The 15921-nt window shown below is 63.1% G+C and carries 17 protein-coding genes; 3 read left to right on the top strand and 14 right to left on the bottom strand.

The genetic code is table 11. The features are described from left to right. Nucleotides 1-149: 149 nt before the first annotated feature. Complete coding sequence (locus tag C495_RS15240; protein ID WP_008164477.1) at nucleotides 150-398, top strand: amphi-Trp domain-containing protein; 249 nt, start codon at nucleotides 150-152, stop codon at nucleotides 396-398. Between the two features lie 106 nt (nucleotides 399-504). On the opposite strand, the gene C495_RS15235 is transcribed toward C495_RS15240, so the two are convergent. From C495_RS15235 to C495_RS15200, 9 genes are all read right to left on the bottom strand, one after another. Further along, nucleotides 505-1599, bottom strand: coding sequence for an Mrp/NBP35 family ATP-binding protein (locus tag C495_RS15235; RefSeq protein ID WP_008164475.1), 1095 nt, complete (start codon nucleotides 1597-1599; stop codon nucleotides 505-507). A gap of 105 nt (nucleotides 1600-1704) precedes the next feature. Continuing rightward, the gene (locus C495_RS15230) at nucleotides 1705-1989 is read right to left on the bottom strand and encodes a hypothetical protein (RefSeq protein ID WP_008164473.1); all 285 of its coding nucleotides are present in this window, start codon (nucleotides 1987-1989) and stop codon (nucleotides 1705-1707) included. 194 nt (nucleotides 1990-2183) lie between these two features. Next, nucleotides 2184-2522: a hypothetical protein gene (locus C495_RS15225; RefSeq protein WP_008164471.1), complete on the bottom strand. Its 339-nt coding sequence runs from the start codon at nucleotides 2520-2522 to the stop codon at nucleotides 2184-2186. Beyond that, nucleotides 2519-3886 carry an NrfD/PsrC family molybdoenzyme membrane anchor subunit gene (gene nrfD, locus C495_RS15220; protein ID WP_008164470.1) on the bottom strand — a complete coding sequence of 456 codons (1368 nt, stop codon included), beginning with the start codon at nucleotides 3884-3886 and terminating at the stop codon, nucleotides 2519-2521. The genes C495_RS15225 and nrfD overlap by 4 nt, the downstream gene beginning before the upstream one ends. Beyond that, nucleotides 3883-5658, bottom strand: a complete 1776-nt coding sequence (locus C495_RS15215; RefSeq protein ID WP_008164468.1) for a 4Fe-4S ferredoxin N-terminal domain-containing protein — start codon at nucleotides 5656-5658, stop codon at nucleotides 3883-3885. The genes nrfD and C495_RS15215 overlap by 4 nt, the downstream gene beginning before the upstream one ends. Before the next feature lie 472 nt (nucleotides 5659-6130). Then, on the bottom strand, nucleotides 6131-6805 hold the full coding sequence (locus tag C495_RS15210) for a helix-turn-helix domain-containing protein (RefSeq protein WP_008164467.1): 675 nt from the start codon (nucleotides 6803-6805) through the stop codon (nucleotides 6131-6133). Between the two features lie 103 nt (nucleotides 6806-6908). After that, entirely contained in the window at nucleotides 6909-7823 is a 915-nt protein-coding gene (locus C495_RS15205; protein ID WP_049890377.1) for an alpha/beta fold hydrolase, read from the bottom strand. A 75-nt stretch (nucleotides 7824-7898) separates the two neighbouring features. Continuing rightward, entirely contained in the window at nucleotides 7899-8024 is a 126-nt protein-coding gene (locus tag C495_RS18515) for a hypothetical protein (protein WP_008164463.1), read from the bottom strand. Nucleotides 8025-8135: 111 nt separating this feature from the next. Continuing rightward, the gene (locus C495_RS15200) at nucleotides 8136-9113 is read right to left on the bottom strand and encodes a transcription initiation factor IIB (RefSeq protein ID WP_008164461.1); all 978 of its coding nucleotides are present in this window, start codon (nucleotides 9111-9113) and stop codon (nucleotides 8136-8138) included. 222 nt (nucleotides 9114-9335) lie between these two features. Between C495_RS15200 and gatC the strand changes: the two genes are divergently transcribed. Continuing rightward, on the top strand, nucleotides 9336-9614 hold the full coding sequence (gene gatC / locus C495_RS15195) for an Asp-tRNA(Asn)/Glu-tRNA(Gln) amidotransferase subunit GatC (protein WP_008164459.1): 279 nt from the start codon (nucleotides 9336-9338) through the stop codon (nucleotides 9612-9614). A gap of 2 nt (nucleotides 9615-9616) precedes the next feature. Continuing rightward, complete coding sequence (gatA, locus tag C495_RS15190) at nucleotides 9617-10891, top strand: Asp-tRNA(Asn)/Glu-tRNA(Gln) amidotransferase subunit GatA (protein ID WP_008164457.1); 1275 nt, start codon at nucleotides 9617-9619, stop codon at nucleotides 10889-10891. A 90-nt stretch (nucleotides 10892-10981) separates the two neighbouring features. On the opposite strand, the gene C495_RS15185 is transcribed toward gatA, so the two are convergent. From C495_RS15185 to C495_RS15165, 5 genes are all read right to left on the bottom strand, one after another. Next, nucleotides 10982-11332 carry a helix-turn-helix transcriptional regulator gene (locus tag C495_RS15185; protein WP_008164455.1) on the bottom strand — a complete coding sequence of 117 codons (351 nt, stop codon included), beginning with the start codon at nucleotides 11330-11332 and terminating at the stop codon, nucleotides 10982-10984. A 72-nt stretch (nucleotides 11333-11404) separates the two neighbouring features. Beyond that, the gene (locus C495_RS15180; protein WP_008164453.1) at nucleotides 11405-12193 is read right to left on the bottom strand and encodes an NRDE family protein; all 789 of its coding nucleotides are present in this window, start codon (nucleotides 12191-12193) and stop codon (nucleotides 11405-11407) included. 38 nt (nucleotides 12194-12231) lie between these two features. Further along, complete coding sequence (gene menE / locus C495_RS15175; RefSeq protein WP_193788017.1) at nucleotides 12232-13797, bottom strand: o-succinylbenzoate--CoA ligase; 1566 nt, start codon at nucleotides 13795-13797, stop codon at nucleotides 12232-12234. Then, complete coding sequence (locus tag C495_RS15170; RefSeq protein WP_008164450.1) at nucleotides 13797-14897, bottom strand: mandelate racemase/muconate lactonizing enzyme family protein; 1101 nt, start codon at nucleotides 14895-14897, stop codon at nucleotides 13797-13799. Before C495_RS15170 ends, menE begins: the two co-directional genes overlap by 1 nt. After that, on the bottom strand, nucleotides 14894-15832 hold the full coding sequence (locus C495_RS15165) for a 1,4-dihydroxy-2-naphthoate polyprenyltransferase (RefSeq protein ID WP_008164447.1): 939 nt from the start codon (nucleotides 15830-15832) through the stop codon (nucleotides 14894-14896). Before C495_RS15165 ends, C495_RS15170 begins: the two co-directional genes overlap by 4 nt. Between the last annotated feature and the right edge of the window lie 89 nt (nucleotides 15833-15921).

Raw genomic sequence — 15921 nt, 5'->3', positions numbered from 1 at the left:
GTTCAGCGGTCGTGTCGCTGCTCGTGTCGGTCACTCGTCGCCGCTATCGTTCTCAAGAACAGATACGTCAACTGCTAGTTCCGTGTGAACAGTGCCGTCCCTGCCGAATCGCCGCCAACCTATTTATGTCCGCTCGGTGGCCATCTCCTATGGCAGAGACGACCGATCACGACGAACAGGTTTCACGGGAGGAGGCCGCTGATCTGGTACAGGAACTCGCACAGGAAATTCGGAGTGAGGGGGCCGCCGATGTCCGAGTTGGCAACAAGCTGTTGACGCTGTCACCTCCGCCGGAACTCGAGTACGGAATCGAAGTCGAAGAGCGCTCGCCGATGCTCGGTGGACCCCGTGAGAAAATCACGGTAACACTCGAGTGGAAACTCGAAAAAGAGCCCTGAGACGGACTCCTGTCCGTCGGTTACGGTGTGGCCTGCAGGCTAGTCTCGGGTTCGGGATATCGGGATCGCAGCCCGTATGAAACGACGTGCAGGCAGTCGGAGGCGCTTAGTCTTCCGTTTCGGTTGGAAGCGCATCGTCCGGTTCGCCGCCACCGACGTGTTCGGCGACCGTCCGACGGTTGGTCTCACCGACGCGGTCGGAGACTTCGGCGACGAACTCCTCGACGGTCTCTTGGACCGGACTCGAGTCGTCTTTGACGAGTGCCCCCTCGCTGCCTTCAGCACCGAAGTCGGGGTGGATCGGAATCTGACCGAGCAGCGGGATATCGTATTTGTCGACGATGGTCTGGGCCCCTTCGGTGCCGAACAGGCCGTGTTCGTCGTCACAGGATGGACAGATAAACGAACTCATGTTTTCGACGACGCCCAGCACCGGCGTGTCGTGTTTGTTGAACATCTGGATTCCTTTCCGTGTGTCGTCGAGCGCCATCTCCTGAGGTGTCGTCACGACGACGGCACCCGTCACGGGCATCGACTGCAGCAGGTTCAGCGTCGCGTCACCCGTCCCCGGCGGCAGGTCGACGATGAGGTAATCGAGTCGGCCCCACTCGACGCCCTCTAAGAACTTCAGCATGAACTTGTTGACCATCGGTCCACGGAGGATCGCTGGATCGTCCTCGTCTTCCATCATAAAGCCCATACTGATGATTCGGACACCGTCGGATCGGGGCGGAACGATGTCCTCACTCGGCGTCACGCCGGGTTCGGTTTCGACCGGCAGAATGCGTGGCACGTTCGGGCCGTGAATGTCCGCGTCGAGCAGGCCGACCATGGCACCGCGCTTCTCGAGGCCCGCAGCGAGGTTTGCGGCGACCGTCGTCTTGCCGACACCACCTTTCCCGGAGGAGACGGCGATGACGTTTCGGACGCGAGGGAGCACCTCGTCGTCGAACCCGTGTTCCGAGCCGACGTGGGCGCGCAGGTCGGCCTCGAGTCCGGCCTCGCTGACGACCTCACGGATCCGGTTCCCGAGTTCCATCTCGGAGGGTGCATACGGCGCGTTCAGTGCAAGCGAGATCTTGGCCGTCTCGTCCTCGATGCGGACGTCGTTGACCAACCCGAGTGAGACGATATCCTCGCCGATGTCCGGGTCTTCGATCCCCTCGAGTTCGATCTTGAGTTCGTGTTCTGTGATGCTCATAGTGCGTGGTATGCGTTACTCGAGAGTAAAGTAGCCGAACGGGATACGTGTGATGGTTCAGTGTTCGATCAACACCGGGGCCGGCCCGATGCGGTTCGAGAACTGTTACACGCCCGGAAACTCGCCGTAGAAAATGAGCCCGATCAACACCGTCAAAACGAGCATCGAGACCCACATACTCGTCGCGATCCCGACGAGATATGAAACGCCGAGCAACCCCGTTTTCGTGTCTCGAGGGACCCCGGCAAACCACGCGACGAGCATCACATAGATGGGGACCAGAATAACGGCGAAGATAATGTATGTCCCCTCGTTGGCGAACCCGGTCAACCCAGCAGTGCCCTCATAGCCGTGATAGAGGACGGTCGCCAGTGTTGCGAGCGCGGTCATACGCTCGATTCGTGACTCGAGTGAGTCGTGGTTTCCCCTGTGTGTGCAGGCAGATCATGTTACCAAATAACGTGGCGTTCGCCGGGGTGGCGACTCGAGACGATACTGCACGCTCAGACGGCTGTTGGGGCAGCGATCAAAAAACGGACCGACAAGAATCGATGGCTGTGGTCGGTCCGGAAACACCGTCCGGCTTACAGGAAGCCGAAGATCGGTGAGTCAGTGGACGGTCCGGCTGCACCGAGCGGTTCCGGCATCCCACCGTAGAAGATGAGACCGATGATCACCGTCAGGATGAACATACCGATCCACATCTGCGCCGCGATGCCGACGAGATAGGAGACACCGAGCATTCCGGTCTTCGTGTCGCGTGGCTCACCGGCGAACCACGAGATGACCATGATGTAGATCGGGACCAGAATGATCCCGAAGATCAGGTACGTCCCGATGTTCGGGAAGCCGGTGATGTCACCAGTGGCTTCGTAGCCGTGATAGAGGACTGTCTCGAGTCCCATCGAGAGTGCAAGACTCATGCTTTCACCTCCGACTCGGTTGCAGCGTCATCCGCGTCGTCGTGGCCGTGACCGTGGTCACCGCGAAGATGTTCGACCGCGTGGAGTTCGACCACGGGGACGACCTTCGAGACGACGAGGAAGACCAACACGACCATCCCGATCGTGCCGAGCAGTGACAGCCACTCGATCACGCTTGGGAAGTACTCACCGGGCGTGTTCGCGTAGATCTCGAACGTCGGGTGCATGAAGCCTTCAACGACGAACAGCAGCTTCTCGAGCAGCGTCGCAGTGAGCACCAGAAGCGCAGCGCCAATGGCGCGTGCCTTGGTGAACAGCGATGGACGGATCGTCTGTGCGAAGATGTACGCGAGCGTCCCGAAGACCAGCCCCATCGAGAGGAGGTAGGCCCAGTGTGAGAGGGTCGCTTCCTGTGCGACGAACGTGTCGACTGGGGCTGCGAACAGCCCAACGACGTTCTGCTGGAGCTGCAGCCAGAGGAACAGCAGGCAGAAGAATCCGAGCCAGAGCAACAGGCCACGGAAGACGTCGTCAGTCATGATGTGGTCCCAGTCGTAGGCACGACGGAACGCGTAGGCGACGATGATGACGCCACTGATCGCGGAAGTCAGCGCGATGGTCAGGAACTGTGGTCCCTGCACGGCGCTGAACCAGGCAGGCATGCCGGGGAGCACCGCGAACAGCCATGGGATCACACCGCCGTGAAGCAGGAGTGGCGCCATGATGATGATCGCGAGTGCGAGCCACCAGACCATGCGCTCGACGACTTCGTCTTCGTCCTTGGTGTAGCCGAGGGTCATGACCTTATAGACCGGCTCGAAGTGGTCGGGCAGCTGGTCGCGCAGACGGGTGATGTCGTACCGGAGCGTCAGTGCGAGGTACGTCGCCGTCAGCACGAAGTACGCCGTAATGACAGTCACGTCCCACACCAGCGGCGAGTTGTTGACCGTGATGTGATAGTGACCGAGGACGCTCGTGACCATCCGGTCCGGACGGCCCATGTGGACCAGAATGTAGAAGCCAGCCGCCGAGAGGCCGGCGATCGTCAGCAGTTCAGCCAGTCGTGCGACCGGCATGTAGCGATCCATGCCGAGCAGGCGAACCGCAGCCGAGAGGATGATCCCCCCGTGAGCGATCCCGACCCACCAGATGAACGCACCGATGTACAGCCCCCACGTCACACCGCCGCCGGAGCCCCAATCGGAGAGTCCGGTGACAGCCATCCCGTTGGCCAACTGGTACATCCAGGCAACGAGGAAGATGCCGAGTGCCAGTGCCGAGGCACCAAACAGCATGAAGAACTTCTTCGAGACGTTGTTGACCGGACGGAGAATGTCCGCTTCAGTTGGTGACTTGGTGCTCATAGGGACACCCCGAAGTCACCCACAGTGGACTCGTCGAGGACGTCCTTGCGGTTGTCCGTCTGCCCGATGTCGGAGTAGGCAACTGGTCCGTCGACCTGTTCGGCTTCTGGACCCGGCTCGTTGCCGACGTACGTCACGTTCGGGTTCGTTCCGACTTCCTCGAGCAGTTTGAACGTCGACGCTTCGCCGCCAGCGTAGGCCTCGAGGACCTGCTGAGCGGTGCTTTCGTCCGTAATACCGTCTTCGGACACCCACGGTTCCTCCTCGCCGTCGAGGATCAGCAGCGATTCCTCGACTTCGGCGGGCGTGATCTCGCGGGACTCGTAGCGGTCGACGACGTTCTGAACGCCGTCTTCGGCGTTCGTGATGACGGCATCAATGGCGTCGTTGGCCGCCTCGCGGTCGTCCGCGTCGGCGTCGCCTTCGTCCGCATCGCCGAGCAGGATGTCGGCGAGCGTGCCGAGTTCCTCCTCGTCGAGGTCTTCGAGCGCGTCGGCACCGCCGAGAATGTCGATGACGATCTCGCGGAGCTCTTCGTCGTCGAGCGAGAGGTCGTCGGCGTCGAGTTCGCCCTGAATGAACAGCGCGGCCTCGATCTCGTCGTGGTCGCCGTCCTCGAGATACTCCATGTCGAGCAGTTCGATGTCGCCCTCGAGGAAGTCATACGACTCCTGGACGTTCTCGCGGTTCGGGCTCTCGCCGTCGACCATCCGTTCTGCACGGGTCTGAACGACGTTCCGAAGATAGCGCTGTGGTTTGCTGTCGGGGTCGTTCATGTCGCCGAAGTTGATCGCTTCGGGCGGACAGGCTTCCTCACAGGCCGTCGTTCCCCGGTACTCATCACCCATATGTCCGTCCTGTCGGGTTGGGCACATGGTACACTTACTCATCACGCCACGGGGAGCGCGACTGTCGACCCAGCGGTCACGGTCGTCGACCATGTGGTCGCCGTCCATGTCGCTGTGCATCTCTTCGATCTCGTCGGTCGAGACGTCAGGCTCGTCCCACTGGAAGTAGTTGACACCGTACGGACAGGCGACCTGACAGTAGCGACAGCCGATACAGACGTCGTAGTCAGTCAGGACGAGGCCGTCCTTGTCACGGGTATGTCGAGCCGTTGTCGGACACACCTTCTCACAGGGGGCGTCAGTACAGTGCTGACACGGTCGGACGAGTCGGTTTCGGCTCGCGCCGGGTTCGTCCTGACCCGGTTCGCGGTAATCGAGGACGTACATCCAGTTGACGCCCTGATCGGTCTGGTTCTCTTCTTGACAGGCAGCAACACAGGAGAGACAACCGTCACAGCGCTCGAGGTCGATGACCATCCCGAGCTGGGTTCCCTCGTTGGAACCGCCGTCGTCGCCGTCGGCAGCGGCGAGGTTCGTTTCGGGACCGTCGTCGACGGTTGCCCACGCACCGAGACCGACAGCAGCTGCACCGGCACCCATCTTTTTCATCGTCTCGCGGCGACTCTGTTCGCCGTCGCCCTCGAAGGCCTCGAGCATCCGCGTCGCAGTCCCCTTCTGCGCTTCCTGGGCCTGCTCGTAGGCGGCTTCGGTTGGGCGATCGTCGACACCGAACTCCTCCATCACGTCGTCGTGATACATTTCGTGGAATTCGGCTTCGGAGAGCTCACCTTTCGTGACACGCATCGCGTCCTGGGCCATCTTCATCCCCAGGTCGCTGTCGTACTCGGTGTCATCGAGCATCTCCTCGAGTTCGCCTTCCCACTCTCGACCGAGTGGGTGGAATGATTCGTCGTCCGTGCTCATTCGGGTCGAACACCTCCGGACGAGAATCCGTTCAATACAAAGTAGTTACACGCCGACACGTAATTGAATACGGTCATGTGGATCCTCTACACCGGACTCACAACTAGATCAGGTTGAAGTATAGAGTCGATTTCCATAACGTGAGAATCAATGCGAATATGTTCGCCCTTATAAGTTCATATATAATCAAATCCGCCGATAGTGGTCACTCAAATGTACATGTTACCACGAGACACTCGTGACTCATCACCACGAAATATCGTCCAACAACTACGACAGAGTTTTTTCAGACGGCACAAAACGGCGTATTTGGTAGCCGAACCAACACGAGGATACTCGCTCGAGCGACGACACTCAGACCGAACGGCAGACCGCATGGCCGACACCGAACAGCCGGTTCGATGGCACACAGAACCCGTAGCACAGGTCGGGACAACGGGCGCTGCTCGTGGTGGTGCGCCGTAGCGACCGATTAGCTGCGTGCGAGTTGGTCGTCGAGCGATTCGTCGGTCTCGCGCCCCGGGAGGTCCTCGACGAACCGTTTGATGATCCCCTCCTCCGCTCGGTGGAGTGTTTCGCTGCAGGTCGATTTCGCGATTCCCAGATGGGCTGCAAGCTCCGTGAGCGAGCAGCGTCGAGGCGTGTCGTAGTAGCCTTCTTCGACGGCGGCCACGACGACCTCGAGTTGGCGTTCCGAAAGCAACTGGCTCTCGTGAAGCCGCTCGCGGACGTGCTCAATTCGGTACGTGAGGCCGAATCGCTCGAGTTGTTCGGCGAGTTCGGCGAGCCGATCGCGGGAGCCGGTGACCTCGATCGTTGCCTCGCCGTCGACGACCTCGACGGGGAGTTCGATCGGCATGCCGGCCTCCCGCGCGGAGAACAACAGCAGCGGAGCCGTCGTCTCGAAGTGAACCGTTGCCTCGTTTGCACTCGAGTGGGCGAGCGTGAGTTCGAGGAGCTGGGGATGGTCGCGCATGTCTTCGACCACATCGGCGATCTCAGCGCTGGTGATCCGAACGAGGGCGAACCCGGTTTCGTCACCGGGGACGGCCGCGAGTACCCGAAACGTCGCCGACGGATACGTCGTCGACAGCTGTTGGATCCAGACCTGTTCGGGCATCGTGATTGTGAGTGTCGCCTGGGCCATACGAACGTGTTCAGTTCGACGATATATACCCATGCCGTCGAATAGTGCAACGTCCGTTCCCAGTCGGTGGGAACGGTCTCGGAACGGACGGCACCGCCCCGTCTCAACTGGGAGCCGACAGCCACTCGAGCAGCAGGTCCGACAGTCGCTCCGGACGTTCGTGTTGCACCCAGTGGCTCGTCTCGGGCAGGAGTTCGAGGCGGCTGGTCGAACAGCGTAGGTCGCTGTCGATTGCCAACGCGGGCGTCAGCGCGGTGTCGTCTTCGCCCCAGACGAGCAGCGTGGGTGTCTCGACCCGTTTTCGAGGGGGTGTCGGCGGGTAGCGAGCTGCTGCGCGATACCAGTTGAGCATGCCGGTGAGTGCGCCGTCGGCGTGCCACGCCGCACGATATTGCTCGAGGTCCTGCTCGCTGAACGCCCCCGGGGCGGCAGTCCCCCGAAGCGCGGACTCGAGGAGCCGATAGTCGCCGACACGGAGGGTCCGTTCGGGGAGCCACGGGAGCTGGAACCAGAAGACGTACCAGCTTCGGCGCAGTTGCTCGGGACTCGAGCGAAGGTGCTGGCGGAACACGGTCGGATGGGGTGCGTTGACGATCCCGAGTCGATCGATGACGGACGGCTCCCGAAGCGCGAGGTCCCATGCGACCATCCCACCCCAGTCGTGGCCGACGACGTGTGCCTGATCGCGCCCCGTACTCGAGATGAGCGCAGCGATGTCCCGCGAACACTCCTGTATTCGATACGCGCGGACTCCCGTCGGCTTCTCGCTTCGATTGTAGCCGCGTTGGTCCGGGACGAGGACCCGATAGCCGGCGTCGACGAGCGCCTCGAGGTGGCGGTGCCAGCCGTACCAGTACTCGGGAAAGCCGTGGAGCAAGACGACCAGCGGCCCGTCGTCGTCGCCGGCTTCGACGACGTGCAGTTCCACCCCGTTGACGTGTCGCACCGTCGATTCCGCATCGACCGTCGAGCAACTCGCTGCATCCGTCCCGACGTGCTCGACCGACGTCATAACCATACTCCGTGTGCCAACGGGGAGCGTGATATACTGTCGGTCCACAGCCGAGCAGCGTTCCTCGCTCGAGACGTGACCTTAGGTCCAGACGCGCAGACACTCACTCGAGCAGAAATGCAGATCGATCTGCTTGTCGGGGGCGTTCGACACGTGGGTTGTGAGTGTGTATGCGATCTCTGCGGCTGCACAGTTGTCACAGGTCATACGAACAGACAGTCGAACCACGATATTCAGTATGGTGTGACTGTCACGAATAGACGACTGGTAACCAGTCGATAACGCGAATCAAACAGTCGTTACGGCAGGCCCATCCGTTCAGGCTAGCCCGCCGTCTTCGGCCTCGAGCAACTCGTGATACCGATTTCGAATCGTCACTTCGGAGATGCTGGCGACATCACTGACGTCGTTTTGCGTCACCTTCTCGTTGGTCAACAGTGCGGCGGCGTAGACGGCGGCGGCCGCGAGGCCGACCGGCGACTTGCCGCTGTGGATGCCCTGTTCTTTTGCGGACGACAGGAGACTGCGAGCGCGGCGTTCGGTCTCGTCCGAAAGGTCGAGATCGCTGGCAAACCGTGGCACGTAGCTTTCGGGGTCGGCCGGCTGGACCTCGAGACCGAGTTCCCGAATCACGTAGCGGTAGGTGCGGGCGATCTCGTCTTTTTCGACGCGGGAGACGGCCGCGATTTCGTCGAGGCTCCGTGGGGTCCCGGCTTGACGGGCGGCGGCGTACAGCGCCGACGTCGCGACGCCTTCGATCGAGCGGCCCGGTAAGAGGTCTTCCTCTAAGGCGCGCCGATAGATGACACTCGCCGTCTCGCGGACGTTTTTCGGTAATCCGAGCGCCGACGCCATACGGTCGATCTCGCCGAGTGCCTGTTTGAGGTTGCGCTCTTTGGAGTCACGCGTCCGAAACCGCTCGTTCCACGTGCGCAGGCGCTGCATCTTCTGGCGCTGGCGACTCGAGAGGGACTTCCCGTAGGCGTCTTTGTTCTGCCAGCCGATGTTCGTCGAGAGCCCCTGATCGTGCATCATATTCGTCGTTGGGGCACCGACGCGGGATTTCTCGTCTTTCTCGCTGGCGTCGAACGCCCGCCATTCGGGGCCGCGGTCGATCTCACCTTCGTCGACGACGAGGCCACAGTCGTCACAGACGGTTTCGGCGTGTTCAGTATCGGAGACGAGTCGGCCGCCACACTCGGGACACTGCTCTCGCTCCGTCGGTTGTTCGCGCGACTCGGTCGATTCGCGCTCACTTCGCTCGCCGCTCCGCGTTCGAATCGTGGTATCTGTCATCGTGGAAAGTCACAACGATCGCTGGAAAACGCTCTATCGTGACCAGTACAGTAGGCTCTCCGCAACTTAAATTCTTCGATAGTATCGCGAGATGAACGCGCGGCTTCGGAACGTCGGACTCGACCAATCCGTTCGCGACTCCGTTCGATACCGGCCGACGAGCGGTTTCGACTGGACCGATGTATCGAAACCCTTACTCCCTACTGGCAAGTGCGAGCAAGCATGAGCGACGACGCCGTCAGTCCCGAGGAGGTCCGCCACGTCGCGGAGCTGGCTCGCGTCGGCCTCGCCGACGACGAGGTCGACCAGTTCACGCGACAGTTCGCGGACATCCTCGAGTATTTCGAGACGCTAGACGAGGTGCCCGAAGTCGACCGTGAGGCCGACCTGACGAACGTGATGCGACCGGACGAGGTCCGCGACTCGCTCGAGCGCGAGACGGCTCTCGAGAACGCCTCCGAAACCGAAGACGGCTACTTCAAAGGACCGAACGTATCCTGATCATGGCTGACGATATTTTCATCACCGAGGAGACGATCGAAGGCGCAGACGACGGCCCACTGGCGGGGACGACCGTCGCCGTCAAGGACAACATTTCGACCGAGGGCGTCCGGACGACCTGTGGATCGCGAATGCTCGAGGAGTATGTCCCGCCGTACGATGCGACCGTCGTCACCCGGCTCAAGGAGGCCGGCGCGACCATCGTCGGGAAGTCGAACATGGACGAGTTCGGAATGGGGACGACCACCGAAACGTCGTATTTCGGTTCGACGGATAACCCGGCCGCACCGGGTCACGTCCCCGGTGGCTCCTCCGGTGGCTCGGCTGCTGCCGTCGCCGCAGGCGAAGCCGACGTCGCACTCGGTTCCGACACGGGTGGCTCGATTCGCTGCCCTGCGGCGTTCTGTGGCGTCGTCGGTATCAAGCCCACCTACGGGCTGGTCTCTCGCTACGGACTCGTCGCCTACGGCAACAGCCTAGAGCAGATCGGTCCCTTCGGCGAGACTGTCGAGGACGCCGCCCAGCTGCTCGACGTCATCGCCGGCAGCGACGAGCGCGACGCGACGACCCGCGAGGCGCCGACCGATGGCGACTCGAGCTACGCCGACGCCGCCACCGGCGACGTCGACGGGCTCACGATCGGCGTCCCCACGGAACTGCTCGAGGGAGCCGACGAGGGCGTTGTCGAAACGTTCTGGGACGCCATCGCCGACCTCGAGGCACAGGGCGCGACGTACCACGACGTCTCGCTGCCCTCCGTCGAACACGCCGTCGAAGCCTACTACGTGATCGCGATGTCGGAGGCCTCCTCGAACCTCGCGCGGTTCGACGGCGTGCGCTACGGCCACGACGCCGACGCCGACGGCAACTGGAACGACGCCTTCGCTCAGACGCGCGAAGACGGGTTCGGCGACGAGGTCAAACGCCGCATCTTACTCGGCACCTACGCGCTCTCGGCCGGCTACCACGACAAATACTACAAGAAGGCCCAGGACGCCCGCGCGTGGGTCAAGCAGGATTTCGACGAGGCGCTTGCCGAGGCCGACGTGCTCGCCTCGCCGACGATGCCGGTTCCGCCGTTCGAACTCGGCGAGAGTCTCGACGATCCGCTCCAGATGTATCTCGCCGACGCGAACACTGTTCCCGTCAACCTCGCCGATCTGCCGGCGATCTCGGTTCCCGCCGGCGAAACCGACGGCCTGCCCGTCGGCCTCCAGTTCATCGGACCGGCGTTCGGCGAAGCGCGCCTGATTCGGGCTGGGAGCGCACTCGAGTAAGACACTGGAACTACAACTGAGCCGCTGGCTGTTTCTGTCTCGAGGCACTCGCCGAGAAAACCGTCGAAACGCGTCGTCGTATCGGTCCTGCTACTGTTCGTACGCGAGGTTCATGATCCACTGCGAGAAGGCATCGCTGTTGGGGTCGACTTCTTCCTCACCGATAAACGGCGAGAGCATGTCGCCGGCCATCAGGAGGGTGAAATCGAGGTCACGAGCGGTCGGCGTGATGTAGTAGGTGTTGTGGCCGTCGTACACCGTCTCCTCTCGGTCGACCAGTTCCTTCTCGACGAGTGACTCAACGATTCGACTCCCCTTTCGCGAGGAGACGTCCAGTTCCTTCCAGAAATCGCTCTGATGAATGCCGCCAGTCTGGCGGACGAGTCCGAGTCCGGCCCGTTCGTCCTCGGAGAGTTCGGCTTCGGCCGCAGAAACGCTCACGGTGACCACCTCTCCGTACTCGTCGCTACAGGCAGGAGTGCGTCCATGTACGTATGAGATAGAGCGAGGCGCTTAAATGTGCCCTTCGACGTCGCACTCTGCCTCGAGTGTGGATCGCGCGGTCGACTCGAGGGCGACGGGTTCGTACGCCGTCTCACAAGGTGGGCCCGGCGCGAACGCATACCGCGTGGTTTCGGGCCCGAGGGCGATCAGCGACGACGATTTCGTGCCGAATCCATCGCGATGGAGACAGACCCCGTACTCGTGGTCGCCGAGGACATCGCCGGCGCGCTCGAGCCACTGCGAGACCGACTCGTCGTCCCCGACGGCCAGCGTCTCGCGGACGGCGAGTGCGTTGTCGGCCTGCTCGCGGGCGATAGCGAGGCGGTCCGACGGGAGGTGGACGGTGTCGTTGACCGCGGCGTTGACGATGACCTGAACGCCGGGTTCGAACTCGAGACGCGAGAGGGTGCCGTTCCACTGATAGCAGTAGGCGGCCGACTCGTCGGCGACGACCAGATTGAAGCCGTCGTACTCGTCCGTCTCGGTTGCCGCCTCGATCGTTTCGGCTGCCGTCGCCGCGGAGTCGGCAGCGAGCACGTCGGCGACGAGCAGCCCTCGAGAGCGGTCGGCCGCGAGGTTGGCGTCGGTCCACTTGTTCGTGATGCCGGCGAAGACGCCGTGTTCGTTGTAGCCGATCCACGTGCCGCCGGCTTCGGTGTCTCTTGGCGCAACGACCAGCGGCTCCTCGCGGTAGACGCCGGGTGAAATCGACTCGCGATCGAGGGCCTCGTCACGGTTGGCGGCGACCGCCACTGGCGCGTCGTCGAAGACCTGCCAGGCGAGGGTCAGTGTACACACAGCTGATAGAAGGGACGCGATCGACTTATACTGTCGGCTCAGACGTCGGTGCCCGTCTCACGAAGCCGGTCTCGAACCGCCTCGCGATCGACAGTTCCCGACGCGGTTCGGGGCAAGGCGTCGGCGACGCCGACCGTCTTCGGTCGTTTGAACCCGGCAAGTCGCGTCTCACAGTACTCGAGAACCGGCTCGAGGTCGATTTCGGCGTCTCCATCCCGGCCGTCGGCGGGGATGAGGAGCGCACCGACGCGTTCGCCCCATTCGGGATCGGTGAGGCCGACAACGGCGGCGTCTTCGACGGCTGGATGGGCGCAGACTGTCTCGATGACCTCGCCGGGATCGACGTTCTCGCCGCCGGTGACGATCCGGTCGCTCCGTCGGTTAAGCACCCAGAGTCGACCATTTTCGTCCGCGTAGCCGACATCTCCCGTGTGGAGGCCGTACTCGCCGACGGCGGAATCCGTCTGCGCGGCCTCGAGATAGCCCGGCGTCACCGTCGGTCCGGAAACGACGAGTTCGCCCGGCTCCCCGGCCGAAACCGGTTCGCCATCGTCGTCGACGACCGTTACATCGGTGAACACCAGCGGCTGACCGACCGTTCCCTCGTGGCTCGCCGTCTCCGCGGGCGTCGCCGTCGCGATCTGAGAGGCCGTCTCGGTCATCCCGTAGGTCGGGTACACCGGCACGTCGGCCGCCCGGCAGCGCTCGAGCAACTCGCTCGAGGCCGGCGCACCGCCGAGCAAGACGAATCGCAGGTCGGCGGTGGGCTCCCAGCCCGCATCGAGCAGTCGTTTGCACATCGTCGGCACCAGCGAGACACCCGTGATCTCGTATTCGTCGAGGACGCGAGCGGTTTCGTGGCGGTCGAACGAGCGCTGGATGACGACCGTCGTCCCATACAGCGTCGACCGCAGGACGGGGGCCAGCCCGCCCATATGATACATCGGGAGACAGCACAGCCAGCGGTCGCCCGGATCGACGCCCAGTCGGAACGCCGAGGCGGTCGCGCTCGCGACGAGGTTGCCGACGGTCAGCCGGACGGCTTTCGGCTCGCCGGCGGTCCCCGAGGTGAACATGATCACCAGCGGATCGTCGCGCTCGAGCGAGACCGGATCGACCGACGGAGCAGTATCCGATCCAGCGGCCGGACACAGCCGTCGCGTCCGTTCCCGTGCCGGCTCGTCGACGGTCAGGACGGTAGGAGCAGTCGCCGTCGACTCGACCGCCGCAGTGACCTCGAGCGCCGCCGACTCGGTCGCCTCCTCACAGACGACGGCTACGGGAGCCGTGCGTTCGACTTTGGCGGCCAGTTCGCTGGCGGTTTCGCGGACGTTCAGCGGGACGACCGTCATCCCCGTCCGCATCGCGGCGAAAAAGACGCTGACGAACGCGGGTCTGGTGTCCATCAGGACGGCGATCCGTGGCTGCCCGTGATCGATCTCGAGGGTCTCGAGGACGTGAGCGACCTGATCGACCCGCTGGTCGAGTTCCGCAAACGTCCACGTCGCCCCCGTCTCATCATCGATCAGCGCCGTCCGCTGTGGTGTCGCGGCGGTCCGATGGGAGAGGAGGTCTCGAGTTGGCCAGTCGACCGGGGCACCTATCACTCCGTCCACACCCCCTCGACGCCGAGTCCTTTCGCCTGCGGAACGACCGCTGCACCCTTCTCGAGCAGGACGGGATCACGGCCCAAATCGTCGGCGAGCAACGACGCCGTGGCCAGCCCGCAGGCCGGCACGTTCGGGATCGATGCGGCGAGGTGGACCGCACCCGTTCTGGCGACAACCCCATCGATCGTGGTCGTCACGATCGGTTCGATCTCGAGTTCCTGTACCCACGCGGCGATCTGGCGGGCGACGTCGATCCCGCCGAGCGCCATGGGTTTGAGCACGACCGCGTCAGCCGCGCCCGCCTCACAGATCGCGTCGACGCCGTGTTCGAGCAGTCCCTCGTCGAGGGCGATCGCAACCCCGGCTCCCTGCTCACGCTCTCGGAGCGCGGCGTGGCCCTCGAGTGCGCCCGCTGGCAGTGGCTGCTCGAGGATCGAGACGCCGAGGTCGGCAAGCCCCTCGAGCGCTTTTTTCGCCTCGGTGTAGGTCCAGGCTTCGTTCGCATCGACTCGCAGTTCGATGTCGGGACCGACAGCCTCGCGAGTCCGACGGAGCCGTTCGATATCGGCCTCGACGCTTCTGTTTCCGACCTTGATTTTGCAGCAGTTGAATCCACGCTCGACGGCTTCGCTCACCGCTCGAGCGGTCTCGGTGGGTTCGCCATCACCGATCGTCGCGTTGACCGGCACCCGGCCGATCATCGGGCCTCTCCCGATATGTCGATACAGCGGTGTCGCCTCCTGGCTCGCTCGCAGATCACCGAGGGCGAGCGTAACCGCGTGTCTGGCCGCTCCCTGTCCGTCGACGGCCTCGAGTGCGGCGGCCGGCCCGTCTTCGATCGCGGCGCGTGCGCGTTCGAGGGCTGTTTCACAGTCAGCGATCGATTCCGTCCAGCCCGCCAGCGGTGTGGCTTCGCCGTAGCCGACTGCCTGCTCGTCTGCGTCGGCAGTCGGCGCGACGATTCGGACGAGAAAGCCATCACGCGAGTCGATCGTCCCAGCGGCCGTCTCGAGTGGACTCGCAAGCTCGAGCGAAAACGACTGATACTCGAGTGTGCAGTCGAGTTCGCGGTCGACGTCAGCTCTGTCGTTCATGCTATCATCCCCACGGCGAACAGCACCGAATAGATCGCGAGCAGTTTCCCGGTGCCCTCGAGTGCGGGGTTGAGCGCATCGCCGTCGGTGCGGGTCAGGACCGTTCGGGTGACGACCGCGGCGTAGGGCAGCGACACCAGTGGGAGCAACACACTGGGACCGAACCCTGCAGCGAGCCAGAACCACAGCGGTGTGATGTAGGCGAGTGCGAGGAGGGCGACGTACTCCACGCGACTCCATCGGTAGCCGAGTCGAACCGCGAGCGTTCGCTTCCCGGCTTCGACGTCGGTTTCCCGATCACGGATGTTGTTGACGACGATAATGGCCGTCGAGATACCGGCGACCGGGAGACTGGCGACGAACGCCTCGAGCGTGACCGTTCCCTCGGGAATCGTCGTGGTGAGCGGTTCGACTGCCGTTACGGCTTGGACGTAGAACGTCCCCATCACGGCGACGATGCCGAAAAAGACGAAGACGAACAGATCACCGAGGCCGTGGTAGCCAAGTGGGTAGGGGCCGCCAGTGTAGGCCCACCCACAGAAGACGCTCACCAGCCCGATGACGAGGATCGGGACCCCGCCGATGTAGACGAGATACGTCCCCGTGAAAATCGCCAGCGCGAACGTCACGATCGTCGCCAGTTTCACCTGTTCGGGCGGGATAATTCCTGCCTGCGTGACTCGAGTGAATCCCTCTCGGTCCTCGGTGTCTGCGCCCTTGATCGCGTCGTAGTAGTCGTTCGCGAAGTTGGTCCCGATCTGAATCAGCGTCGCCCCGATAAACGCCATCACCGCCGGCAACGGAGCGAAGACGTCAGCATAGATCGCAAGCGCCGTCCCGACGATCACCGGGGCTGCAGCCGCAGGCAGCGTCTGGGGCCGTGCAGCAAGCAGCCACGCCTTCGTCCGTGAGATGTCGACCTCGGCCGTACTCATTACTCGAGTCTCCGACACGCGGACGTGTCAACGTTGGCATTGCGGTTGGCTGACTCGTTGTCAGCGACCCGGGCGTAGACCAATGATTG

Origin of the sequence: Natronorubrum sulfidifaciens JCM 14089 (assembly GCF_000337735.1) — an archaeon.
Taxonomy (GTDB): domain Archaea; phylum Halobacteriota; class Halobacteria; order Halobacteriales; family Natrialbaceae; genus Natronorubrum; species Natronorubrum sulfidifaciens.
The sequence above is the reverse complement of the archived record's forward strand: the minus strand, read 5'-3'. Positions and strand labels throughout refer to the sequence as shown.

Bases quoted from the DNA above. Each gene is read 5' to 3' on its own strand.
- C495_RS15240 (WP_008164477.1), top strand. From the start codon at position 150: ATGGCAGAGACGACCGATCACGACGAACAGGTTTCACGGGAGGAGGCC.
- C495_RS15235 (WP_008164475.1), bottom strand. From the start codon at position 1,599: ATGAGCATCACAGAACACGAACTCAAGATCGAACTCGAGGGGATCGAA.
- C495_RS15230 (WP_008164473.1), bottom strand. From the start codon at position 1,989: ATGACCGCGCTCGCAACACTGGCGACCGTCCTCTATCACGGCTATGAG.
- C495_RS15225 (WP_008164471.1), bottom strand. From the start codon at position 2,522: ATGAGTCTTGCACTCTCGATGGGACTCGAGACAGTCCTCTATCACGGC.
- nrfD (WP_008164470.1), bottom strand. From the start codon at position 3,886: ATGAGCACCAAGTCACCAACTGAAGCGGACATTCTCCGTCCGGTCAAC.
- C495_RS15215 (WP_008164468.1), bottom strand. From the start codon at position 5,658: ATGAGCACGGACGACGAATCATTCCACCCACTCGGTCGAGAGTGGGAA.
- C495_RS15210 (WP_008164467.1), bottom strand. From the start codon at position 6,805: ATGGCCCAGGCGACACTCACAATCACGATGCCCGAACAGGTCTGGATC.
- C495_RS15205 (WP_049890377.1), bottom strand. From the start codon at position 7,823: ATGGTTATGACGTCGGTCGAGCACGTCGGGACGGATGCAGCGAGTTGC.
- C495_RS18515 (WP_008164463.1), bottom strand. From the start codon at position 8,024: ATGACCTGTGACAACTGTGCAGCCGCAGAGATCGCATACACACTCACA.
- C495_RS15200 (WP_008164461.1), bottom strand. From the start codon at position 9,113: ATGACAGATACCACGATTCGAACGCGGAGCGGCGAGCGAAGTGAGCGC.
- gatC (WP_008164459.1), top strand. From the start codon at position 9,336: ATGAGCGACGACGCCGTCAGTCCCGAGGAGGTCCGCCACGTCGCGGAG.
- gatA (WP_008164457.1), top strand. From the start codon at position 9,617: ATGGCTGACGATATTTTCATCACCGAGGAGACGATCGAAGGCGCAGAC.
- C495_RS15170 (WP_008164450.1), bottom strand. From the start codon at position 14,897: ATGAACGACAGAGCTGACGTCGACCGCGAACTCGACTGCACACTCGAG.
- C495_RS15165 (WP_008164447.1), bottom strand. From the start codon at position 15,832: ATGAGTACGGCCGAGGTCGACATCTCACGGACGAAGGCGTGGCTGCTT.